Annotated in this window: 23 protein-coding genes; 6 read left to right on the top strand and 17 right to left on the bottom strand. The window is 51.2% G+C overall.

Going from position 1 to position 21714, the window contains the following annotated elements:
• Position 1 precedes the first annotated feature (1 nt).
• Genes paaF through paaA form a run of 6 tightly spaced genes read right to left on the bottom strand, consistent with a single transcriptional unit; the run spans position 2 to position 4379 of the window.
• Positions 2-769 carry a 2,3-dehydroadipyl-CoA hydratase PaaF gene (gene paaF / locus LVQ77_RS02350; RefSeq protein WP_232903548.1) on the bottom strand — a complete coding sequence of 256 codons (768 nt, stop codon included), beginning with the start codon at positions 767-769 and terminating at the stop codon, positions 2-4.
• The gene (gene paaE / locus LVQ77_RS02345) at positions 769-1836 is read right to left on the bottom strand and encodes a 1,2-phenylacetyl-CoA epoxidase subunit PaaE (RefSeq protein WP_232903547.1); all 1068 of its coding nucleotides are present in this window, start codon (positions 1834-1836) and stop codon (positions 769-771) included. The genes paaF and paaE overlap by 1 nt, the downstream gene beginning before the upstream one ends.
• A 7-nt stretch (positions 1837-1843) precedes the next feature.
• A complete protein-coding gene (gene paaD, locus LVQ77_RS02340; protein ID WP_232863722.1) occupies positions 1844-2344 on the bottom strand; it encodes a 1,2-phenylacetyl-CoA epoxidase subunit PaaD in 501 nt (166 codons plus the stop codon).
• A gap of 10 nt (positions 2345-2354) precedes the next feature.
• Positions 2355-3110, bottom strand: a complete 756-nt coding sequence (gene paaC, locus LVQ77_RS02335; protein ID WP_232903546.1) for a 1,2-phenylacetyl-CoA epoxidase subunit PaaC — start codon at positions 3108-3110, stop codon at positions 2355-2357.
• A gap of 8 nt (positions 3111-3118) precedes the next feature.
• Positions 3119-3406: a 1,2-phenylacetyl-CoA epoxidase subunit PaaB gene (gene paaB, locus LVQ77_RS02330; RefSeq protein WP_232903545.1), complete on the bottom strand. Its 288-nt coding sequence runs from the start codon at positions 3404-3406 to the stop codon at positions 3119-3121.
• Positions 3407-3461: 55 nt separating this feature from the next.
• Positions 3462-4379 (bottom strand): 1,2-phenylacetyl-CoA epoxidase subunit PaaA, encoded by a 918-nt coding sequence (paaA, locus tag LVQ77_RS02325; RefSeq protein WP_232863719.1) that lies wholly within the window; start codon positions 4377-4379, stop codon positions 3462-3464.
• A 286-nt stretch (positions 4380-4665) separates the two neighbouring features.
• Between paaA and paaZ the strand changes: the two genes are divergently transcribed.
• Positions 4666-6696, top strand: coding sequence for a phenylacetic acid degradation bifunctional protein PaaZ (gene paaZ / locus LVQ77_RS02320; protein WP_232903544.1), 2031 nt, complete (start codon positions 4666-4668; stop codon positions 6694-6696).
• 62 nt (positions 6697-6758) lie between these two features.
• Here paaZ and LVQ77_RS02315 read toward each other — a convergent pair whose 3' ends face one another.
• Together LVQ77_RS02315 and LVQ77_RS02310 are read right to left on the bottom strand one after the other, a co-directional pair.
• Positions 6759-7394 carry a carbonic anhydrase gene (locus LVQ77_RS02315; RefSeq protein ID WP_232903543.1) on the bottom strand — a complete coding sequence of 212 codons (636 nt, stop codon included), beginning with the start codon at positions 7392-7394 and terminating at the stop codon, positions 6759-6761.
• 174 nt (positions 7395-7568) lie between these two features.
• Positions 7569-8483, bottom strand: coding sequence for a LysR family transcriptional regulator (locus tag LVQ77_RS02310; RefSeq protein WP_232903542.1), 915 nt, complete (start codon positions 8481-8483; stop codon positions 7569-7571).
• A 206-nt stretch (positions 8484-8689) separates the two neighbouring features.
• Here LVQ77_RS02310 and LVQ77_RS02305 point away from each other — a divergent pair, with 206 nt between their 5' ends.
• A complete protein-coding gene (locus LVQ77_RS02305; RefSeq protein WP_232863716.1) occupies positions 8690-9610 on the top strand; it encodes a DMT family transporter in 921 nt (306 codons plus the stop codon).
• Here LVQ77_RS02305 and LVQ77_RS02300 read toward each other — a convergent pair.
• Entirely contained in the window at positions 9567-10499 is a 933-nt protein-coding gene (locus LVQ77_RS02300) for a LysR family transcriptional regulator (protein ID WP_233337884.1), read from the bottom strand. The genes LVQ77_RS02305 and LVQ77_RS02300 overlap by 44 nt on opposite strands.
• 91 nt (positions 10500-10590) lie before the next feature.
• Here LVQ77_RS02300 and LVQ77_RS02295 point away from each other — a divergent pair, with 91 nt between their 5' ends.
• Both LVQ77_RS02295 and LVQ77_RS02290 read left to right on the top strand, forming a co-directional pair.
• Positions 10591-11751, top strand: a complete 1161-nt coding sequence (locus LVQ77_RS02295; RefSeq protein WP_232903541.1) for an amidohydrolase — start codon at positions 10591-10593, stop codon at positions 11749-11751.
• A gap of 31 nt (positions 11752-11782) precedes the next feature.
• Complete coding sequence (locus LVQ77_RS02290; protein WP_232903540.1) at positions 11783-12541, top strand: transporter substrate-binding domain-containing protein; 759 nt, start codon at positions 11783-11785, stop codon at positions 12539-12541.
• A gap of 128 nt (positions 12542-12669) precedes the next feature.
• Here the strand turns inward: LVQ77_RS02290 and LVQ77_RS02285 are convergent, their stop codons facing one another.
• Positions 12670-13383, bottom strand: a complete 714-nt coding sequence (locus LVQ77_RS02285) for a DUF2846 domain-containing protein (RefSeq protein ID WP_232863712.1) — start codon at positions 13381-13383, stop codon at positions 12670-12672.
• 148 nt (positions 13384-13531) lie between these two features.
• Here LVQ77_RS02285 and tyrP point away from each other — a divergent pair, with 148 nt between their 5' ends.
• On the top strand, positions 13532-14743 hold the full coding sequence (gene tyrP / locus LVQ77_RS02280) for a tyrosine transporter TyrP (protein WP_232863711.1): 1212 nt from the start codon (positions 13532-13534) through the stop codon (positions 14741-14743).
• Here the strand turns inward: tyrP and LVQ77_RS02275 are convergent, their stop codons facing one another.
• Positions 14744-15634 (bottom strand): ABC transporter six-transmembrane domain-containing protein, encoded by an 891-nt coding sequence (locus tag LVQ77_RS02275; protein WP_232863710.1) that lies wholly within the window; start codon positions 15632-15634, stop codon positions 14744-14746.
• 95 nt (positions 15635-15729) lie between these two features.
• Between LVQ77_RS02275 and LVQ77_RS02270 the strand changes: the two genes are divergently transcribed.
• Entirely contained in the window at positions 15730-16314 is a 585-nt protein-coding gene (locus tag LVQ77_RS02270; RefSeq protein WP_232863709.1) for a TetR/AcrR family transcriptional regulator, read from the top strand.
• Here the strand turns inward: LVQ77_RS02270 and LVQ77_RS02265 are convergent.
• The 6 genes from LVQ77_RS02265 to LVQ77_RS22435 are packed head-to-tail and all read right to left on the bottom strand — an operon-like array spanning position 16301 to position 21703.
• Positions 16301-17197 carry a transporter substrate-binding domain-containing protein gene (locus LVQ77_RS02265; RefSeq protein WP_232863708.1) on the bottom strand — a complete coding sequence of 299 codons (897 nt, stop codon included), beginning with the start codon at positions 17195-17197 and terminating at the stop codon, positions 16301-16303. The two genes, LVQ77_RS02270 and LVQ77_RS02265, sit on opposite strands and share 14 nt — an antisense overlap.
• A 9-nt stretch (positions 17198-17206) precedes the next feature.
• Positions 17207-17986 (bottom strand): amino acid ABC transporter ATP-binding protein, encoded by a 780-nt coding sequence (locus tag LVQ77_RS02260; protein ID WP_232863707.1) that lies wholly within the window; start codon positions 17984-17986, stop codon positions 17207-17209.
• A complete protein-coding gene (locus tag LVQ77_RS02255) occupies positions 17970-18896 on the bottom strand; it encodes an amino acid ABC transporter permease (RefSeq protein WP_232863706.1) in 927 nt (308 codons plus the stop codon). Before LVQ77_RS02255 ends, LVQ77_RS02260 begins: the two co-directional genes overlap by 17 nt.
• Before the next feature lie 9 nt (positions 18897-18905).
• A complete protein-coding gene (locus LVQ77_RS02250; protein WP_134182543.1) occupies positions 18906-19409 on the bottom strand; it encodes a GNAT family N-acetyltransferase in 504 nt (167 codons plus the stop codon).
• A 10-nt stretch (positions 19410-19419) separates the two neighbouring features.
• Positions 19420-20355, bottom strand: a complete 936-nt coding sequence (locus LVQ77_RS22440) for an ABC transporter substrate-binding protein (protein WP_151993536.1) — start codon at positions 20353-20355, stop codon at positions 19420-19422.
• A 37-nt stretch (positions 20356-20392) separates the two neighbouring features.
• A complete protein-coding gene (locus LVQ77_RS22435; RefSeq protein ID WP_503489105.1) occupies positions 20393-21703 on the bottom strand; it encodes an LLM class flavin-dependent oxidoreductase in 1311 nt (436 codons plus the stop codon).
• Positions 21704-21714 lie beyond the last annotated feature (11 nt).

Genomic DNA, 21714 nt, shown 5'->3' with positions numbered 1-21714 from the left:
GTTATCGTCCTTTAAACGCAGCGGGTCGTTTTTCGAGGAATGCAGCAATGCCTTCCTGGCGGTCTTCGGTGGCTGCAAGCAGCGTGAAAAGCTGCCGTTCGTGAGTTAAGCCCTGGCTGAGTGACAGTTCATGTGCCTGGCGCAACGCCGTTTTCGCCGCCTGTAATGCCAGCGGCGCATGTTGTGCGATGCGGGCCGCCAGCTTCTCGCTGTATTCAAGCGTTAACGCCGCAGGGCAGATATCTGCAACCAGTCCGGCTTGTAGCGCCTGCTGCGCGGTGATGGTTTCGCCCGTCAACACCATTTTGTAGGCCAGCGCTTTGCCGACACTACGAATCAAACGTTGCGTGCCACCCGCACCTGGCATAATGCCGAGGGTGATTTCCGGTAGGCCAAAGCGTGCGTTGTCACCCGCGATTACGATGTCGCACAACATCGCCAACTCGCACCCTGCGCCTAGTGCATAACCATTTACAGTTGCGAGTAACGGCTTGTTAAAACGTTCGATACGCGCCCAAAGCTGTGGCCTTGGATCGTTAAGCGTGGCGGGCATATCACGGCTCGCCATCTCCTTTAAGTCAGCACCGGCAGCAAAAAATCGCTCGTTGCCGGTAATAACCACCGTGCCAATACTTTCGTCGTTTTGAGCACTTTCCAGTGACAGGGCAATTTGCTCCAGCAGTGAGTTGTTTAACGCATTACGCGCCTGCGGACGGTTTAACGTCAGCGTCAGTACACGCCCGTTCAGGCTAACCAATAGTTCGCTCATCACAGCCCCTGAGCATCAAAGTCGAGCACCACGTCGTCACCTTTCGGCAGCGCCTGGCAACTAAGGATGTAACCCGCCGCCAGTTGATCTGGCTCGAGACTGTAATTGACACCCATCTCCACCTCTCCGCTCACCACTTTGCAACGGCAGGTGGCGCACACCCCGCCTTTGCAGGCGTATGGCAAATCCGCGCCCTGGCGCAAAGCCGCGTCGAGAATGCTTTCGTCATGGGAGTCGAGGGTGATTTTGCGGTCGCGTCCGTCCTGGCGAATCGTTACCATTTTACCTGCCGCCAGTTCACGGCGGCGCAAGCTCGGTGTAGAGCCTGGTGTGTTGAAGTGCTCGATAAAAATGTTTTCAGCCGCGACGCCCATCTCCAGCAGTGCCGCTTCAGTTTCTTGCATCATGCTTTGCGGGCCGCAAATAAAGGTACGATTAAAGCCCTTTAAATTGAGCAAGTTGTCGCCCAGTGCTTTGATTTTTGCGCCGTCTAATCGCCCGCTGAGCAGCTCACTTTCCTGCACTTCCTGGCTGAACAGGTAGATCAGTTGCAAGCGTTGTGGATAACGGTCTTTCAAGTCGGCAAGCGCCTGGCGGAACATCATGCTGCGGCTACTGCGATTACCGTAAACCAGAGTCACGCGGCTATTCGTTTCGGTGGCAAGCGTGGCTGTGACAATCGCCAACATTGGCGTAATGCCGGAGCCGACTGCCAGCGCCAGATAATTACCCTCTGTTTCAGGCTGCGGCTGGTAGCCGAATGTTCCCTGTGGGATCATCACGTCCATCGCCATACCAGCCACCAAATCGCTCACCGCATATTGCGAAAAGCGCCCGCCGTCGATGGCTTTGACCGCCACACAGATTTCGCTGGGTTGCTCAGCGCGACAAATGGAATAACAGCGGCGTAACTCCTCGCCACCGAGGCGAGTTTTTAGGGTCAAATGCTGGCCAGGTTTGAAAGTAAAGTGCGTCTGTAACTCCCCTGGCACTTCAAAAGTGATGGCCACCGCTTCAGGAGTTTCCTGCTCAATGCGCGCCACCTTTAGCGAATGAAACGTTGTCATGGCTACCTCAAATACATTTAAAGTAATCAAAGGGTTCGCGGCAGCTGTCGCAGCGGTATAACGCTTTGCAGGCCGTGGAACCGAATTCGCTGATAAGCGAGGTGTGCAAACTGCCGCAGCGTGGACAAACCACGTCACCACTCACGGATGATGCGTGGCAAGCATGGCCCTGCGGTGGACTGATGCCATATTCACGCAGCCGCGTTTTGGCTGATGGCGTCATCCAGTCGGTCGTCCATGCTGGATGAAGCACCTGCTCGATGTGCACCGGGCGCAGCTGCGCGTCTTCCATCGCTTCATGAATTGCCGCCAGCAAAAAATCGGTTGCCGGGCAGCCGGAATACGTTGGCGTGAAACCGATGTGCCACCCGTCATCACGGTGGTGAACGCTGCGCACCATACCCAGATCGGTGATAGTCAGCACCGGGATTTCCGGGTCGCTGATCTGCCCAAGGATGCGCCATACATCGCGGGTCTGCGCCGGTTCAACCACATCGAGAATTTGCATGTTTACCTCATTACCATTGCTGATTGGGGTATGCGCGTTGCAGGTACTGCATTTCTGCCAGCAGCGGGCCAAGATGCTCGGTATGAAGCCCCTGTTTGCCGCCGGTGCGATATTGCGCTTCTTGTGGCTTGACCAGTGCTGCATCCCTTAATCCGCCAAACACTTCTTCTTCCCACGCGGCTTTCAGCGTGCGTGGGTCAACGCCTATTCCCTGCTGTGCCAGCTCGATTTCCAGCTCATCGGCATGAAACATTTCGCCGCTAAAGCGCCACAGTTTGTTGAGCGCCTGCTGAATTTTGTGCTGAGAAACTTCAGTGCCGTTGCCCAGACGCACTAACCAACCACGGCTAAAGCGCAGGTGGTATCGCACCTCTTTGATGGCTTTCGCGGCAATTGCAGCCAGTTGGCGGTCGCGGCTTTGTGCCAGTTGGCTGAACAGTTCGACATGCCAGGCATCCAGCAGATACTGGCGTACCAGGGTGTCGGCAAAATCCCCATTCGGCTGTTCTGCCAGTAGTAAATTGTGGAACTCACGCTCATCGCGGCCAAAAGCCAGTTTGTCTTCATCAAGCTGGTCGCCCTGAAGTTCGGCGGCGTACGTCAGAAAATTGCGCGCCTGGCCGAGTAAATCCAGGCCGATGTTCGCCAGCGCGAGATCAATCTCCAGTTCTGGTGCATGCCCACACCAGGCACTTAGTCTCTGTGCCAGCACCAGGCTAGTGTCGCCAAGACGCAAGGTATAAGTGGTTAACGGGGAATTAGTCATGTCACGCCTCACATGTGCTCGATGCCATCAGGGATGGCGTAGAATGTTGGGTGGCGATAAATCTTTGTTTCAGCCGGGTCAAAGAAGGGGCCGCGCTCTTCGGGTTGTGAGGCGATGATTTCGCTCGCTTTTACCACCCAGATTGAGCAGCCTTCGGCTCTACGTGTGTAGGCGTCACGGGCGTTTTCCAGCGCCATTTGTTGGTCTGCGGCATGCAGGCTACCGACGTGGCGGTGCGATAATCCTTGTTTGCTGCGAATAAACACTTCGTATAATGGCCAGTGAACATTGCTCATAAATTGATCCTTCATATCTGATGTAAATGGTGAATGACGCTAGCGCTTATCCACCCTACAAATTCTGTTTTTCTGCGTACGCCAGCGCCGCTTCACGAACCCATGCACCCTCTTCCCACGCTTTGCGCTTGGCGCTCAAACGCTCTTCGTTGCACAACCCGCGCCCGGCAATCACTTCGTTAAATTCATGCCAGTCGATTTCGCCGAATTCGTAATGCCCGGTGGCTTCGTTGAACGTAAGATCGCTATCCGGTACTGTCATGCCGAGCATTTCCACTTGCGGCACGGTGTTGTCGACAAAGCGTTGGCGCAGTTCATCATTGCCAAATCGTTTAATTTTCCATGCAAGGCTTTGGGCGCTGTTCGGGGAGTTGTCGTCGTTTGGACCAAACATCATCAATGCAGGCCACCAGAAACGGTTGATCGCGTCTTGCAACATCTGGCGCTGCTCTTCGCTACCCTGTGCCAGCACCATGCAGGCTTCAAAACCCTGGCGTTGATGGAAGCTCTCTTCTTTGCAGATCTTCACCATGGCGCGGGCATACGGGCCGTATGACGTGCGGCACAGTGCCACCTGATTTACGATCGCCGCGCCATCAACCAGCCAGCCAATCACACCGATATCGGCCCAGTTCAGCGTCGGGTAGTTAAAGATGGATGAGTATTTCATCTTGCCGTCGAGCATCTTCTGGTAGATGTCTTCTCGCGCGCAGCCCAGTGTTTCCGCCGCGCTGTAGAGATAAAGCCCGTGTCCGGCTTCGTCCTGCACTTTTGCCAGCAAAATTGCTTTGCGTTTCAGGCTCGGTGCGCGAGTCAGCCAGTTACCTTCCGGCAGCATGCCGACAATCTCAGAATGGGCGTGCTGCCCAATCTGTCGAATCAGCGTCTTGCGATATTCATCCGGCATCCAGTCCTGGGGTTCAATCGCGACTTCCTGTGCGATTCGCTCATCAAAACGGCGTAGTTCTGTCACGGCATCACCCTTTATGATTCAAAATTAATTAACTAAATACGGTTTTGTGAATCACTTGATGAGTTAAAGTTACAGATAAGTTAAACAAAACAGCAAAAATTACACGTATGCTTTGTGAGCGTTATCACGATAAATTTTCACAAACTCCTATTATTCAAATGAATGTGATTTCAGTGACAACGACCACTAATCACATTGTTAATAAATTATTAAATTACACCTTGCTTTTTATGATTCACAAATCAAACATTAGTGTCATTAAACGTAATGCTTAACGAGGTGTTTGATGCAACAGTTAACAAGTTATCTGGCAGGCAATTGGGTGATGGGCCACGGCAAAGAACGTACGATAAATCATGCAATTAATGGCGAAGCTTTGTATCAAGTCACAAGCGAAGGGCTGGATATGGCACAGGCACGCCATTTTGCTATCGAGTCTGGAGGTGCTGCATTACGCGCCCTGACCTTTGTGCAACGTGCGGCGATGTTGAAAGCGGTGGCAAAACACCTGTTGGCAAACAAAGAAACGTTTTATGAAGTTTCTGCACAGACAGGTGCGACCCGCGCTGACAGCTGGGTTGATATCGAAGGCGGTATAGGCACCCTTTTCGCCTATGCCGGTATGGGAAACCGTGAACTGCCTGACGATGTGCTGTGGCCAGAAGATGAGATGATCCCGCTTTCTAAACAAGGTGGGTTTGCCGCCCGCCATGTGCTGACATCGAAATCCGGCGTGGCGTTGCACATCAACGCGTTTAACTTCCCTTGTTGGGGCATGTTAGAAAAACTGGCTCCGACCTGGCTTGCCGGAATGCCAGCCATTATCAAACCGGGTACCTCCAGTGCACAATTGACCCAGATAATGGTGAAATCCATCGTCGATTCTGGACTAGTACCGGAAGGTTCAATCAGCCTTATCTGCGGTGGCGTAGGTAATCTGTTTGAACTGCTTGATGAGCAGGATGTTGTGACCTTTACCGGCTCCGCCAGCACCGGACAAAAGTTACGTTGTCATTCAAATATTGTTGCCCGCTCTGTACCTTTCACCATGGAAGCCGACTCGCTTAACTGCTGCGTGCTGGGCGAAGACGTGACACCAGAACATCCTGAGTTCGCGTTGTTTATCCGTGAAGTGGTGCGTGAAATGACAGCCAAGGCCGGGCAAAAATGTACCGCGATCCGCCGTGTTATCGTCCCACAGGTTCAGTTGGAAAATGTTATTCAGGCGCTGAAAGCCAAACTAGAGAAGATCCAACCCGGCGACCCTGCGCAGGAAGGCGTGAAAATGGGCGCACTGGTTAGTCTTGAGCAGCGTGACGATGTGCAAAGCAAAGTGAATCAGTTGGTTGCCGCTGGTTGTCAGATTGTGATCGGTGGCAAAGCGGATAACTCTCGTCCCGGCGCCTTCTTCCCGCCAACGTTATTGCTATGCCAGCATCCAGGTGAAACGCCAGCGGTGCATGAACTCGAAGCGTTCGGCCCAGTTGCTACCGTGATGCCTTATCACAATTCAGAACACGCGATGGCGCTGGCACGTGCAGGCCAGGGTAGCCTTGCGGGAACGCTGGTCACGGCGAGTGGCGATATTGCGCGCCAGTTTGTTCTGGGGGCCGCCCGCGCTCACGGGCGCATTCAGGTGCTAAACCAGGAGTCATCCGTGGAATCTACAGGTCACGGATCGCCGCTGCCGATGCTGGTTCATGGCGGCCCTGGTCGCGCTGGTGGTGGCGAAGAGCTTGGTGGCCTGCGAGCAGTGAAACATTACATGCAGCGCACGGCGATTCAGGGCAGCCCATCAATGCTGGCGGCGATAAGCAAACAGTGGTGTTACGGCGCGGCGGTGCATGAAAGCCCGGCTCACCCTTTCCGTAAGCATTTTGACGAACTGGAAATCGGTGAGAGTTTACTGACCGCGCGCCGGACCATTACAGAGGCTGATATTGTCAACTTCGCCAATCTGAGTGGCGATCATTTTTATGCTCACGTCGATAAAATTGGTGCGGCCGAGTCGTTCTTTGGCGAACGTGTAGCACATGGCTACTTTGTGGTATCAGCTGCAGCGGGCCTTTTTGTTGACCCAGGTGTCGGGCCGGTTATTGCCAACTACGGTATGGAAAACCTGCGCTTTATCGAACCGGTGAAAATTGGTGACACTCTGCAAGTGCGCCTGACGTGCAAGCGCAAAACTGCCAAACCGCAAAAGAATGCGGAAGACAGACCGGTTGGTGTGGTGGAGTGGGCAGTTGAAGTGCTGAACCAGGATAAACAATCCGTGGCGCTCTATTCCATTCTGACGCTGGTTGCGCGTAGGGTTTAGCAGACCAACTGAAAACTTCCGCCCGGTTATTGCCCGTGGCGGAAGTTTTCATAAATGGCTAATTAAGACGCCGTTACACCAGGATTGTCTGATAACGAGATGAATTTCCCGCATTTGCTATCGAAAGCTTCAATACATCCCGATTCAATATCATAAACCCAGCCGTGAAGCGTGATGTTGCCCTTCGCAAGCGCTAACGCAACACAAGGGTGAGTACGTAAATTCCCCAGTTGAGCGATCACGTTTTGGTGCACCATGCCGTCCACGCGAGATTGGGTTGAGTTATGATCTTCCGCTTCGTTAATGGCTTTTGCAGCATCGGCATAACGTAACCAGTGGGCAACGGCTGGCATATGGTCAAGACACTGGCAGTTGGCGACAGCTGTCATTGCTCCACAGTCCGAATGCCCGCAAACCACGATGTCACGAACGCCAAGCGCCATCACCGCATATTCAACTGAAGCTGAAACACCACCAGGCTCAGGCCCGAACGGTGGCACAATATTACCCGCGTTTCGAATGACAAACAGTTCACCCGGTTCACGCTGTGTCACTAATTCAGGAACCAGTCGACTGTCAGAACAGGAAATAAAAAGTGTTTTAGGATTTTGATTTGATGCGAGTTTTTTGAAGAGTTTGGAACGTTGCGGAAATGCTTCTTTCTGAAACCTCAAAAAACCGTCAATAACGTCTTTCATCGTAAGCCCTATATATCTTTTGTGCCGATATGATGCCACGCTGATAATGGCAGATCAATTAACTGTCATACGATATATATATCCACATATTTATTGTTATTATATTTCACCCTTCTTTTCATGTTGCTTTATATCCGCTTGATTCGAATAATCTGCATTGGTTCCAGGTCACTATCATGTCTCCTCACCCAACCGCGTTATCACCCTGCGCAAATAAGTCAGCATTGCTGTTGCCGTTTCGCTCAGCGAGGATTCAGCAAGCGTTACCGCGCCAACATCCATGTAGGTGGTGCTGTCGGCAATGCTGCGGCGCATCACGCGTAACCCTTCGAGCGACCACGGGCGGTAAACCAGATCCGACAATATCGTCACACCCTTTCCTTTTGCGACCATACTGCGCACCGTTTCGAACGATGTGGTGGTGAAAGAGATATTTGGGCTGCCAACACGTGTGCGCCAGTGCTCTTTAATCACGTCAGGATATTCATCAGTATCCAGCAGCAAGAATGGCTGGTTTTCGATATCAGCCAGATGAATGACGGACTGGTTCAATAGCGGGTGGCCTTGTGCGGCCCAAAGTCGACGTGGTGAACGAATAAAGATTTCTGTTTTCAGGGCGTTGTCGTGCGCAATATTTGAGGTTAACAGCAGCGAGAAATCAATATCCTTACGTTTTAATGATTCGGTTAATTCCTGTGGATTCTCCTCAATGAAATTAATCGTCATTAATGGGAAGTGCTGTTCAACTTCAAGAATAATCGCCGGAAGCAAATAAGCGGAAAGCGTTTTGGCAATGCCAATATTCACTGTGCCTTGTTCCAGTTGCGGTTGGTGTAGCAAATCGTCGATGGCAAGCTGGCTATCATTAATAATCTTACGGGCGTAATGCAGGAAGCGCTCACCTGCGGCGGTGAGTTCAATACCTTTTGGCTGGCGCAAAAACAGCTGGTTGTTTAACGAGGCTTCGAGGTTGCGCATGGCGACCGTCATCGACGACTGCGAGATATTACAGCGCGATGCCGCTTTGGAAACTTGCTGTGTTTGCGCAAGCGCGATGAAAAACTCCAGCTGCCGCAGTGTGAATCTCATAGTTTTAAACTATACCTCGCCATGAAAAAGATGAATTAGATTTGATTGTCTCGCAACCCTACCATGGTCCTCAGAAAGCCAATGACTCAAGAAAAAATCAGGTGTCCAACCGCTAGACCCACGCAGTCTTTATCAGCTGAGTGAAATCGCCTATATGAATTTAATCTATAGCTGAGTGTATTAAACCATTTTCTGGAACTCAAATTATGCCGTATTTACTGTTAAGCCTTGCCGCCTGTTTCTGGGGTGGAAACTACGTTGTGGGCCACGAACTGGTCGCGCAGGTTGACCCCATTGTGCTGTCAGAGGCTCGCTGGATGCTCACCGCCCTGTTGCTCATCAGCCTCTATTTCCGGCAGATAAGAGCGCAATGGCAGGCGATGGTTGAGGCAAAATACACGGTGTTTTTCCTCGCTTTATGCGGGCAAGTGTTATTCCCGGTGACGCTATATATCGGCCTGCAATACACCTCATCATTAAATGCAGCTATATATTTATCCACCACGCCTGCATTAGTGTTGTTGATTAATAATTTTATTTTCAAAGAGGATATTTCACGACGCAATATTTATGGTGTGGTGCTTAGCTCTTTGGGTGTGATCTATCTGGTGATGCAAGGCGACCTTCTGCATATGGATACGCTTAAAAACCTCAATCGTGGCGACGTGTGGACCATGGGTTCGGCTGTCAGTTGGGCCTTGTACTGCGCGTTCTTGCGCCTCAAACCCAAACAGGTTGGTGGGAATGCATTTGTTGCGGTAAGTGCCGCGATTGGCGCAATAGTGCTGCTACCGGTGTTATCACTCTATTCGGCGGCCCACTATGCATCTGAGATTAATGCCTACTTTAATTCAGGCTTCTTATTAGGGCTGGGTTACCTGGTTATTTTCCCGTCATGGCTGTCATATTTGTTGTGGAATAAAGGTATTCAGGCCATTGGGGCGACGCGTGGTGAAGTTTATTCGCACCTTATTCCACTCAGCGGTGGCGTGTTTAGTGTGCTGTTTCTCAATGTACCGTTACACGGTTTTCATCTCGTCAGCGCTCTGCTTATCACGCTGGGAATTGCACTTTGCTCGATGGCTACAAAGCAGAAGCTTTTAGCTCCTGACCCATACAGTCGATAAAATATTCGTAAGCCGGAGTCAGTACCTGGTCTTTTCGCAGCATAAAACCAAAGGTGATATCGGGTAGTTGCCTCTGAATATTGAGCGGTACTAATTTGCCTTGCCCTGAGCGAGCGTGCAGCAAAAAATCTGGCCAGATGCTGACGGTGTTAGCATCCTGCGCCAGTGCGGAATAAAGCCCCCAGGAGGTGCAAATATTCACCTGCTCAGGTTCCTGTACGTTTTGCTCCCCCACCAGTTCTTGCCAGAACGGTTGCCAGCTTTCCCGTGTGTGGCTGCACAGCCACTGCGCTTCAGAGAGTTGATTCAGGTTTGTGGCGTTGACCAGCGGGTCGTCTTCCGCCACCGCCAGAATTTGTGGCCAGTGCTGCAAAGCAATCAGGCGAAACTCAGCAATCGGGTCGGTTTGCGCCACAAATGCCAGGCACAAGTCAAAATCGCCATTGCGTAATCCATCAATGATTTGCCCAGGCATGCCTTCGTGAACGTTAACTCTGGCCTGCGGGAAGCGTAAGCGAAAGCGACGCAAAGCCTCGTAAACCGGAACGGTTGCCGAAAGCAAAGAGACACCAATATTCAAACTGGCATGGGATTGCGCTTTCATGGCGGCAATTTCATGTTCTGCGCGGCTGATTTCTGTCATTACGGTGCGCGCGTAACGAAGTAGCGTGTTGCCATATGCAGTGAAACGCACGCCAGCTCCACTGCGCACCAGTAACTGCACACCTAATCTGGATTCGAGTTCTTTGATACTGCGCGTTACGCCCGGTTGAGATAACCCCAACTCACCAGCGGCACCGATCAGCGTTCCGTGTCGGGCAACTGCCACTAAGATCCGCAATTGAGATGTTTTGATAAACCCTCCGCTATAACTGTTTGTTATAGGCATAAGAAACTGGAAATTGACCAATGATTTCAGTCTCTTCTAGCATCATAAAGCCGGCCGTTTTGCGAACTCAGTATAATAGAGGGCTTTATAAGTGGTGAACAATAACCTTGATTTGACGGTAAATATTGCTGAGTTAGTAGCACTACGCCGTGATTTACATGCCCATCCCGAAATTGCTTTTGAAGAAACTCGCACCAGTGAACGTGTCGCAAATTGCCTGCAGCAATGGGGAATCACCCATTGGCGCAATATTGGCGGCACGGGTGTTGTTGGCGTGGTGGAAGGCGAGCGCGGCCAGGGGCGCACTATCGCTCTACGAGCGGATATGGATGCGCTGCCGATGGAAGAAGAAGGCAATCCGGAATATCGCTCAACTCATGCGGGCGCTTTTCATGGCTGTGGGCATGACGGGCACACCGCCATGTTGTTAGGTGCGGCGCAGTGGTTTAGCCAAAACCGCGATTTTGCCGGGAAAGTGGTGTTCTTGTTCCAACCTGCGGAAGAAAACGGCGGTGGCGCACTAGCGATGCTGGAGGCTGGTGCTGAAACGCAGTTTGACTGGGATGAAATTTACGGGCTGCACAATGCCCCACACTTTGCGCCAGGGACTTTTGGCGTGCTGGATGGCGCAATGCTCGCCTCATGTGACGATGTGTTGATAAGCATCGATGGCGTGGGTGGGCACGGTTCCGCACCAGAGCTAACTCGCGACCCGGTGATTGCCGCAGCACAACTGGTCTGCGCATTACAAACGGTAGTCAGTCGCACCATCTCTCCTTCAGAAATGTCGGTGCTGAGTATCGGTAGCATGCATGCCGGTAGCACGCCGAACGTGATCCCAGCCCATGCAACACTTGCTGGCACCTTGCGCACCTTTAACGAGGCGGTGCGCGCCCAGGCAAAACGCCGTATTGAGGCAATTTGCGAAGGGGTGGCCAAAACCTGCGAATGCGCGATTAGCGTTGGTTTTGCCAATGGCTCACCGGCAACCGTTAACCATCCGGCCGAGGCCGAGGCCGCAGCAAAAAGTGCCGAAAAGGTGTTTGGCAAAGACAATGTTTTACGCAGTTTCCCGCCAATGAACGGTTCTGAAGATTTCTCAGAGTTTTTGTTACGCAGGCCAGGTGCTTACGTGCTGCTCGGCCAGGGCGGCGTTTTTTGCCATCACCCAGAATACGATTTTAACGACGATGTACTGCCGCTGGGCGTGCGCTATTTCATTACCCTCGCCCTTGACCGCCTTTGTGCATAACAGCGCTAACTGACTATCACCGGAGTAAAAGATGAACAAATACGTTGCAGGAGTTTGTGGGTTGCTGGCATTGACGGTCTGCCAGTCCGTTCAGGCGCAAACATTACGTTTTGGTACCGACCCCACTTATCCACCTTATGAATCGAAAAAGCCTGACGGCAGTTTGGTTGGCCTGGATATTGCGATTGGTAATGAGATCTGCAAAACCGCAGGCGTCACCTGCCAGTGGGTGGAGTCCGGTTTTGATGGCTTAATTCCGGGGCTGAAAGCCAAAAAATTCGATGCGGTTATCTCCTCGATGGCCCCGAACGCACAACGCCTGAAAGTTATCGACTTCAGCCAGACATTGTATGAAGACGACAGCCGTTTAATTTCTGCCAAAAGTGCACCACTGAAGCCTGAGGCAACATCATTGAGTGGTAAAAATGTTGGCGTATTACAGGGCTCAGTGCAGGCGAAATATGCTGATGCGAAATGGCGTTCGCAAGGTGCCAACGTGACAGAGTACCCGGATCAGCAGTCGATTTACGGCGATTTAGCCAATGGCCGACTGGATGCGACCTTTGTCATTGCCACCTCAGGGCAGTCTGCATTTCTCGACCAACCCATTGGCAAAGAGTACGCCTTCTCTGGTGAGCCAGTGAAAGACCCGATGCTTTCAGCCAATAGCGCCATCGGTGTGCGCAAAGGTGATGATCAGACGCTGAAATTCATCAATGATGCTCTCACCAAAATGATGCAGGACGGCACTGTTGCCCGGCTGGAAAAAGAGTATCTTGGCAAGCATTAATCTTTGGCTGCCTCAGTTAGTGTTGAGGCAGCGTTTTATTTTACTGTTTGAGTTATCGGCGTGAATTCTGAAGACTGAGACAATAATTCAGTACGGCAAAATTCACGCATCCAAAGGGGCATTTCTATTTAGTTATCGCAGTGACCTTGCTGGGCCAGTTTCACTTCCGGTTTGGAAACTACGCGCTTACCTTCGGTTTCAGAAGATTCGCTCAAACCTGCGCCACCGACAAAAGCCCCCATCTTGATATATTGTCTGATGAAGTAGTTTTTTCCTGCTTGCATGAATAACGACAAATCATTTGGAGAGAATTCGGACTCAGTAGAAATTTTGTGCGTCTGGTTACCTGTTACCTGCGTATAGAAGAACGTTCTGTCCGCGGTTTCACCCACACATTTCCCATCGACATACACATCTTTTTTAAGCGATTTACCCGCAAAGCTATCGCGATAAATATATAGCCCAGCTTTATCTTGCTCTGGAGCAGGGAATGCTTTGGCATTAATAGATTCTTGCTCTGGAGCCAAAGGGACGCTTGCACAACCACTGAGAAGTAAGGCGGCTAAAACAGAGGCAGAGAGAAATAAATTTTTAGTTTTCATTTGCACAAATCCTTTTATATAAGCTGTATGTTTTTTATTTATTGCACGCAAAAAGCCACAAGTATCTGAAAGACACTTATTTACGCTTGAGAATTTAAGACGGAATAATGTCGCCAATAATAAATAAAACGTCAAGCAATCAATGGGATAAACACCAATAATGGTAGGGTATGTATCTGACCGTTCCTTAACTACAATTTCCCCAAGAATCTTCCTGGTACAATAAATAAAGACTCGCATTCACTACCGGTCTGAATAATATGAGCACCAACAAAATATCGTAAACATAAAATTACACCTCATGTAACTCTCATTTGACGGAGTCGTAACAATCCCTTACCCTGCGCGGCATAATCTCGTTATTACAAGCGTAAATTCAGAGGGAAGCGTGAAGAATCGCACTCTTGGCAGTATCTTTATCGTCGCCGGTACCACTATTGGCGCAGGAATGTTGGCAATGCCGCTGGCTTCAGCAGGTGTTGGGTTTGGAGTGACTTTCCTGTTGCTCATCGGCCTGTGGGGGTTGATGTGTTACACAGCACTGCTTCTGGTCGAAGTTTATCAACACGTTTCCGCAGACACCGGGCTTGGCACCCTTGCCCGTCGCTACCTTGGACGGCCGGGGCAATGGCTTACCGGCTTTAGCATGCTGTTCCTGATGTATGCGCTGACGGCGGCGTATATCAGCGGTGCGGGCGAATTGTTATCGGCAAGCCTGAGCCAGTGGTTTTCTACTAACATTTCGGTCACCACTGGGGTTTTGCTGTTCACGATTGTTGCCGGAGGCATTGTTTGCATCGGTACCCATATGGTGGATATGTTCAACCGCGTGTTGTTTAGCGCCAAGGTGATTATGTTGGTGGTGATGCTGGGGCTGATGATGCCGCACATCCATCATACTAATTTGCTGACATTGCCGCTGGAGAAAGGCCTCGCACTTTCGGCGATTCCGGTGATCTTCACTTCGTTTGGCTTCCACGGCAGCGTACCGAGTATTGTCAGTTACCTTGATGGCAACCTGCGCAAACTGCGTTGGGTGTTTATCATTGGCAGCGCAATCCCGTTAGTTGCCTATATCTTCTGGCAAGTTGCCACGCTGGGTGCGATTGATTCGGGTGTGTTTAGCGGGCTGTTAGCTAACCATTCAGGGCTGAATGGTTTATTGCAGGCGGTTCGTGAAGTGGTGGCCTCGCCGCATGTCGAATTGGCGGTGCATCTGTTTGCGGATCTGGCGCTGGCAACTTCATTCCTGGGTGTGTCGTTAGGATTGTTTGATTACCTGAGCGACCTGTTCAACCGTAAACGTAATGCATCGGGCCGTGCGCAAACAGGTTTGATGACGTTTGTGCCGCCGTTGGTTTTCGCCCTGTTCTACCCGCAAGGGTTTGTGATGGCGCTGGGTTATGCCGGTGTTGCTTTGGCAATACTGGCGCTAATCATCCCGTCACTTTTGGTCTGGAAAAGTCGCCAGACTCAAAAAGAGCCTGGCTACCGTGTCGCTGGTGGCAAACCGTTGCTGATTCTGGTATTTGCCTGCGGTATCGCCGTGATTGTGATTCAGGCGTTGATTGCATCCGGCGCATTGCCGGAAGTGGGTTAATTACACAAGCCCTGTGTTAACGCGTTTGCCTATCTCTTTAAGCTGCGAGTACTTCTCAAGCAGAGATGGGCCATCATCAAGGCTCATGGCAAACATCCACATGTAGGTCATGACAGAGTAAATATGCCCGGCGTTCCCGACACCTTTCACGGTCATAAGCCAAATGGTCATCGCGAACAGGAACGCTGCGGCAATACCAATAGATAAATAGCCGTATGCCTCCCGGTCGGACAAACGAATACGCACACGCGCCAAAAAGTTGTAATGCTTGTTCAGTGTGTTTTCACTGGCTGTGCCGACAAAACCCACCTCTTTTTCCAGCCTGTCGTTGAGTTTCTCATACAACATTTCGTTCTTGCGCGTATAGCTCGGCAGAAACATCGCGAAGAATATCAACACGCCAAAACAAGCGACACCTGCCCAAAACTCGATAGTCAGCAACATAATCACTGCGCCGATAATTGACGCGACAGAGGTAATCAGTAGCGGCAGGTGTGTTTCGAAGAAATTGACAAATTCACGTGACAACGTCACGCGAGCAGCGATGGTCGAATGACTATGATCATCCTCGCGCTGTGCAAGGATCACCGGTACGGCAAGACCGGCATAGATTCTGGCAAATGTCCGGGTATCCATGCTGCGGCGTGCAGCGCCTATCGCCCACATCACAAAGACCACCAGCGCATACAGCAATGCATGTAGCGGTTGCCCTTTAATGATGGCGTTGATGGCAAAACCCGCCATCAGCGGATAAAGCAGGTAGATAATATTTTCGGCGACCACCAGCATCAGCGTCACAACGAGCTTTTTTCTGTGGAGTCTGGCGAGTTTTTTTAAGGTGTTTAATGCACCGCGCGAAGGTTTAAGTTGAGCGGTTTGTAAGGTTTCCATGACTTTAATTTCTTAGATTGTTATCCTTGAGCGGTTGCTCAACGAATGGAAAGAGTCTATTTGAGCACTTGCTCAAAGTCAACGAAGGTACTGTGATGAAAGAAAAAGCGACTGTTCTAAAAGAGAATATTCTTGATGCGGCGATTGCCCTGTTCACCGAAAAGGGCGTAGAAAAGGTCACCACGCGTGAGCTTACGGAGCAAGTTGGCATCGCCCGTAGCCACATTTATCACTACTTCCCGGACTGGCAGACACTGTGCATCGAGGCGTTTTCGCGCTTTATGTACGCGGATCTGGAAACCTTTACCCAAAAGAGCCGCGCGCTGCCGCCGGAGCAAGGTTTATCCGTTTTTATCGAAGACTATTTACCCGACCGCGCGGATGCCGTTTGGGAGTTGTACAGTTCGCTGTGGCGACTGGCGGTGCATAACAAGGTGTATGCCGATTTTGCGCTGGCGTTAACCGAAAAGTGGGATGCGTTGCTGGCGAGTATTATTCATGACGGCATCGAAAGCGGCGTGTTCCGCCAGACGGATGTTTTGCGTGTCACCCGCCAGCTTGGCGCATTGCTGAACGGGTATTCGGATCAACTGATTATCGACAGCGCGCCGCTCGCCAGAGAGCAGGCGCTGGAGGATATTCACGGGTTTATTGAGCAGGTACTGCTTAGGGATAAGTAATGCCCGGCGGGTTAATCTCAGACGCCGCAACTTCTTCGCCCTTTTCTCCCCAACGGTCGAGAACTTGCTGATATTCGCCACGTTTCACCGCGCCATCCAGCGCGGCCTGTAGCGCATAAACCAGACCATTACCCTTTTTGGTAGTCGTGGCGACATACGCTTTTTTAGGCCCAAGCCCCACAACACGCGTTTTCCCGGTTAATGCCGCTTTGTAGGCGGCGACACTTTGCGGGCCAAACGTTGCATCTGCACGCCCCGCCTGAATATACAAATTGCCGGAAGCGTCATCCGTCAGGTAAATAGGCTGCGCAGGTTTACGCCCTTCACGTTCGTTTTGTTCATTCCAGCCCAGGAGGATTTTTTCCTGATTGGTTCCAGAACCCAAAATAATACGCAGGCCGGAAACATCTGCTGGCCCGGCAATCTTTTGAATTGGGCTGTCTGATTTCACCGAAAATGCCAGCGAATCTACGCGATAGGTCGCAAAATCAAACTTGGTTTTACGCTGCTCGGTTACCGCAATATTCACCAGTGCCACATCGTAGCGACCGGATGTAATGCCAAGCGGCCAGTCTTCCCAGGCGGTAGGCACCAGTTTGAGCTTCAGCCCTAAACTATCAGCCAGCAAACGTGCAATATCAGGATCGCTGCCGATCCTTGTGCGGTTATCACTCGCCAGCATCGCCAGCGGTGGCGAATTTAGTGCTGAAATGGCGACTGTAAGCGTACCCGGCTCAACAAATTTATAGCCCTGAGGAATTTTACTGATAGCCACCGGGTCTTTAGCCGTATGTATCGGCACTTCATTAGCTTTAAGATCGAGACTTCCCTGTGCAAAGCTCGCCGAACTCACTATCAACAGCGCCAGTGGGACAAATTTCATAACTGCTCCTTAGAGAACTTTTGATAAAAACTGACGCGTTCGCGAATGTTGTGGATGGTTAAGCACTTCGTCGCTGCTGCCTTGTTCAACGATTTTCCCGTCGACCATAAACACCACGTTATCCGCCACTTCCCGGGCAAAACCGATTTCATGCGTCACCACCACCAGCGTGGTGCCGGAACGGGCGAGTTTTTTAATCACGTCTAACACTTCGCCCACCAGTTCCGGATCGAGTGCGGACGTAGGTTCATCAAACAGCATCACGCGTGGACGCAGTGCCAGCGCTCGCGCAATGGCGATACGTTGTTGCTGCCCACCGGAAAGATGGCGCGACCAGGCATCCGCTTTATTACGCAGCCCCACCACATCAAGCAGTTGATAGGCTTGTTCAATCGCCGCTTTACGGCTCAGTTGTTTATGAGCAATCGGTGCCTCAATCAGGTTTTCCAGCACCGTGAGATGCGGGAACAAATTGAAGTTTTGAAACACATAGCCGACGTTAATGCGCTGACGCAGGATCTCTTTTTCTTTGAGTTCATACAGTTTGTCGCCAGCCTGACGATAGCCAATGTAATCACCATCTATCTGGATGAAACCCTCATCTACACGTTCAAGATGATTAATCGCCCGCAGCAAGGTTGATTTGCCGGAACCTGACGGCCCAAGTATCACCGTGACCGAACCTGGTTCCAGTTCCAGTGAGACGTTATCCAGCGCTTTATGGCGGCCAAAATATTTACTCACACCGGTAATCGAAATTTGGCCAGTCTGGTTATGGGGTTGGTACATGGGCGGCCTCCTGAGTCTGCAGCACCGGTTGATGTGACGGATTACGAGCGGGAGTTTGTTGATTAATCGCCGAGCGGCGCTCACTACGTGCCAGCCAACGTTCGACCAGATGTTGAATCAGCGACAGTACGCTGGTGATAACCAGATACCAGACCGCCCCCACCATTAGCAGTGGGATCACTTCCTGAGTGCGGTTGTAGATCATCTGAATGGTGTAGAACAGCTCAGGCATCGCCAACACGTAAACCATCGCCGTGCCTTTAGCGAGACTGATAATTTCATTAAAACCTGAAGGCAAGATGGTGCGCAGCGCCTGCGGCAGAATAATACGCAGCGTACGTCGCCATGCGGGTAACCCTAATGCCGCTGCCGCTTCATATTGGCCGTGATCCACGCCAAGGAAACCACCGCGAATAATCTCGGCAGTATAGGCACTTTGCACTAACGTCAGCCCAACCACGGCGGTAGAAAACTGCCCCAGCACGTTTATCGTTTGGTAACTTCCCCACTGAATTTGGGTAAACGGAATACCAATCGAGAGCGTGTCGTACAGATAGGAGAAGTTATAGAGAATAATCAGCACCACGATCAGTGGCAGTGAACGAAACAGCCAGATATAGCTCCACGCAAGGCTATTTAGCAGCCACGAAGATGAAAGCCGTGCCAGCGCCAACATTCCGCCAATCACGACACTCAGCACAGTCCCTATTAGCGTCAGCAGTAAAGTTTGCGCCAGTCCTTCAAGAATCACCGGGTCAAAGAACCAGCGGGCAAAGACGCTCCACTCCCAGCGGGGGTTAAATGCAACCGACTGGATAACCACAGCCAGCACAAACAGAGCGATAATTGCACCGAGTGTTCTGAGTGGATAGCGCGCAGGAACCACTTTTATCGTTGATGGGGTATGCATAAGTATTCCTCAGGCCGTTTTGCTCAGACGAGCCAACTCTTTTGTAAAACGTAAGCGGCCGTCGAACGGAGCCACACTGTATTCTTCCCGGTTACGGTGAATATCAAACTGCGGTTGGTAGCCAAGACTCAGATAAAGTTTCACCGCTTCTGGCTGGCGAAAACCGGTAGTCAGATAGATATGGCGATAACCGGCAACCTGCGCCCGACTTTCCAGTTCACGCATCACACGCTGAGCAAGCCCTTGTTGGCGTAATGCAGGATGCGTCCAGATACGTTTAACTTCGGCTGTCTGTTCGTCGAATGGCTTATAAGCGCCTGTGGCAATAATTTCCCCGTCACGCTCCAGAACAATAAACAGGCCCTGCGGTGCCAGGTACCATTCGGTAAGTTCGACTTCGGCATCACGGGAAAAATAGTCCCCGTATCGCGCTTCATATTCGCCAAATAACCCAGCAATGATCGGCTGTAGCTCTGGCGCCTCAGGTGAAACATCACGAAATTGTTCACGCATGTTCTGCTCCTTAATCGCCAAGACCGGCTGGGTTAACTTCTGATGAAGGGATTTGCTCTACACCTTCTCCCCAGCGATTCAGTACTTTGTGGTAATCACCATTTTTGATGACGCCATTAAGCGCGGTTTGTACCGGTTCCACGAGTCCACTGCCTTTCTTCAACGTTACGGCGATATGCGCAGCTTTCGGCCAGCCGCCATCAACCACGCCAACTAATTGGGTTTTCTGCGTGAGTGCGGCCTTCCAGGCTCCCGTTACATTGGGGCCAAAGAACGCATCGGCGCGGCCGGACTGCAATGCCAGCGTTTGTGCCGCATCGTCTTTGGTATAAACCGGGGTGAAAGGTTTAAGCCCTTTCTTCAGGTTCTCTTCATTCCATGCCAGCAAAATAGATTCCTGGTTGGTTCCCGAGCCGACAATAATGCGCAGCCCGGCAATATCCTCTGCTTTCTCAATCTTCTTGATTGGGCTGTTGGCTTTCACGTAGAACCCTAGTGAATCTTTACGGTAGGTGGCGAAGTCAAATTTCTGTTTGCGCTCTTTGGTCACGGTAATATTGCTGATTGCCGCATCGTATTTCCCCGATGCCACACCCAATGGCCAGTCTTCCCAGGATGTGGGTACAACGTTGAGCTCAAGTCCTAAGCTGTCAGCCACCAGACGGGCAATATCGACTTCGCTGCCGAGCAACGTTTTGTTGTCTTCAGCAAACACGGTCAGTGGTGGTGAGTTCAGCGCTGCAACTGCCACGGTGAATTTACCGGGAACCGCAAAATGATGATCTTTTGGCAGCTGTGCCACAGCCGATGGATTCACGGCCGTGTTAATCGGCGTTTTATTGGCTTCGAGGCTGACGCCAGTGCCGTTAATGGTGACCTCTTGCGCCAGAGTTTGTGCCGAAGAAAGTGCCAGAGCGATAGCAAGGATTAGCGATATTTTTTGCATAGCAGGTTCTCTTTTTTATTGTGATGTTTGGTGTTTGTTACGAAAACTGATTTACGGGTTCTGCCAGGCCCAAACTTTCGCGCAGCGTGGTGCCGGGATACTCCCTGCGGAACAACCCGCGTGCTTGCAGAACCGGGACCACTTCATCGACAAAGCGTGGGAAGGTATCTGGTGTACCGCCCTGAATAATGAAACCGTCGGCGGCATAGCTTTCAAACCACTGCTGCAACCCATCTGCCACCTGCTGTGCCGTCCCGGAAAAACGTGGGCGCGGTGATGCGGCTTCAAGTGCCACCTGGCGTAGCGTCAGATTGCGAGTGTGAGCATTACGTTTGATTTCATCTGTAGTACTGCGGAAGCTGTTCTGCCCCAGGTCTCCGAGATCCGGGAACGGCTCATCAAGCGGATACTGGCTAAAATCGTGGTGCTCAAAGTAGCGGCCGAGGTAATTCAGAGCATCGTTAATTGAGACCAGTGCGGCGGTCGTTTGATACTGGTTCTCCACATCGTCAGCATCTTTGCCAACAATCACGCTCACACCCTGGAATATGTGCAGGTCTTCATGACGGCGACCATGAGTTTCCAGCTGTTGTTTAACATCCCGATAGAAATGTTGCGCTTCTTCGAGGGTTTCATGATGGGTGAAAATAGCATCTGCATGGCGGGCGGCTAATTTCTTGCCGTCGTCTGATGCGCCAGCCTGGAATACAATCGGACGCCCTTGCGGCGTGCGGGAAATATTTAATGGACCTGCTACCTGGAAGAAATCTCCGCGATGATCCAGGGTATGTAATTTATTGGGGTCAAAGAATTGCCCACTGGCTTTATCACGGATAAATGCATCTTCTTCCCAGGAATCCCACAGCCCTTTGACCACATCCAGATATTCATCAGCAATGCGATACCGCAGCGCATGTTCCGGATGTTTTTCACGGGAGAAGTTCTTCGCCGAGCCTTCCAGTGGCGATGTCACCACGTTCCAGCCCGCACGCCCTTTACTCAAATGGTCAAGGCTTGCAAACTGGCGAGCGACGGTAAAGGGTTCACTGTAGGAGGTAGACAGTGTGCCAACCAACCCCAAATGCGAAGTGACGCTGGCTAATGCTGACAGCACCGTTAATGGCTCAAATCTATTCAGGAAGTGAGGGATCGATTTTTCGTTAATATATAAACCGTCTGCGACAAATAAAAAGTCCAGCTTGCCCACTTCTGCTTTTAACGCCGTCTCTTTCACAAATTCAAAACTAATGCTGGCATCAGCAATAGCTGCCGGGTGACGCCATGCCGACATATTTCCTGATGCGCCATGTAAGATTGTTCCAAGACGCAGTTGTCGATTATTTGACATATGTACCCCTA

Source organism: Buttiauxella cochleicola (assembly GCF_021282435.1).
Taxonomy (GTDB): Bacteria; Pseudomonadota; Gammaproteobacteria; order Enterobacterales; family Enterobacteriaceae; genus Buttiauxella; species Buttiauxella massiliensis.
Note: the sequence above shows the minus strand (reverse complement) of the source record. Positions and strands in the feature narration are given on the sequence as shown.

What these genes read in the sequence shown, in the direction of transcription:
- paaF (WP_232903548.1), bottom strand. Translation starts at nt 769, where the DNA reads ATGAGCGAACTATTGGTTAGCCTGAACGGGCGTGTACTGACGCTGACG.
- paaE (WP_232903547.1), bottom strand. Translation starts at nt 1,836, where the DNA reads ATGACAACGTTTCATTCGCTAAAGGTGGCGCGCATTGAGCAGGAAACT.
- paaD (WP_232863722.1), bottom strand. Translation starts at nt 2,344, where the DNA reads ATGCAAATTCTCGATGTGGTTGAACCGGCGCAGACCCGCGATGTATGG.
- paaC (WP_232903546.1), bottom strand. Translation starts at nt 3,110, where the DNA reads ATGACTAATTCCCCGTTAACCACTTATACCTTGCGTCTTGGCGACACT.
- paaB (WP_232903545.1), bottom strand. Translation starts at nt 3,406, where the DNA reads ATGAGCAATGTTCACTGGCCATTATACGAAGTGTTTATTCGCAGCAAA.
- paaZ (WP_232903544.1), top strand. Translation starts at nt 4,666, where the DNA reads ATGCAACAGTTAACAAGTTATCTGGCAGGCAATTGGGTGATGGGCCAC.
- LVQ77_RS02315 (WP_232903543.1), bottom strand. Translation starts at nt 7,394, where the DNA reads ATGAAAGACGTTATTGACGGTTTTTTGAGGTTTCAGAAAGAAGCATTT.
- LVQ77_RS02310 (WP_232903542.1), bottom strand. Translation starts at nt 8,483, where the DNA reads ATGAGATTCACACTGCGGCAGCTGGAGTTTTTCATCGCGCTTGCGCAA.
- LVQ77_RS02305 (WP_232863716.1), top strand. Translation starts at nt 8,690, where the DNA reads ATGCCGTATTTACTGTTAAGCCTTGCCGCCTGTTTCTGGGGTGGAAAC.
- LVQ77_RS02300 (WP_233337884.1), bottom strand. Translation starts at nt 10,499, where the DNA reads ATGCCTATAACAAACAGTTATAGCGGAGGGTTTATCAAAACATCTCAA.
- LVQ77_RS02290 (WP_232903540.1), top strand. Translation starts at nt 11,783, where the DNA reads ATGAACAAATACGTTGCAGGAGTTTGTGGGTTGCTGGCATTGACGGTC.
- LVQ77_RS02285 (WP_232863712.1), bottom strand. Translation starts at nt 13,383, where the DNA reads ATGCGAGTCTTTATTTATTGTACCAGGAAGATTCTTGGGGAAATTGTA.
- LVQ77_RS02275 (WP_232863710.1), bottom strand. Translation starts at nt 15,634, where the DNA reads ATGGAAACCTTACAAACCGCTCAACTTAAACCTTCGCGCGGTGCATTA.
- LVQ77_RS02270 (WP_232863709.1), top strand. Translation starts at nt 15,730, where the DNA reads ATGAAAGAAAAAGCGACTGTTCTAAAAGAGAATATTCTTGATGCGGCG.
- LVQ77_RS02265 (WP_232863708.1), bottom strand. Translation starts at nt 17,197, where the DNA reads ATGAAATTTGTCCCACTGGCGCTGTTGATAGTGAGTTCGGCGAGCTTT.
- LVQ77_RS02260 (WP_232863707.1), bottom strand. Translation starts at nt 17,986, where the DNA reads ATGTACCAACCCCATAACCAGACTGGCCAAATTTCGATTACCGGTGTG.
- LVQ77_RS02255 (WP_232863706.1), bottom strand. Translation starts at nt 18,896, where the DNA reads ATGCATACCCCATCAACGATAAAAGTGGTTCCTGCGCGCTATCCACTC.
- LVQ77_RS02250 (WP_134182543.1), bottom strand. Translation starts at nt 19,409, where the DNA reads ATGCGTGAACAATTTCGTGATGTTTCACCTGAGGCGCCAGAGCTACAG.
- LVQ77_RS22440 (WP_151993536.1), bottom strand. Translation starts at nt 20,355, where the DNA reads ATGCAAAAAATATCGCTAATCCTTGCTATCGCTCTGGCACTTTCTTCG.
- LVQ77_RS22435 (WP_503489105.1), bottom strand. Translation starts at nt 21,703, where the DNA reads ATGTCAAATAATCGACAACTGCGTCTTGGAACAATCTTACATGGCGCA.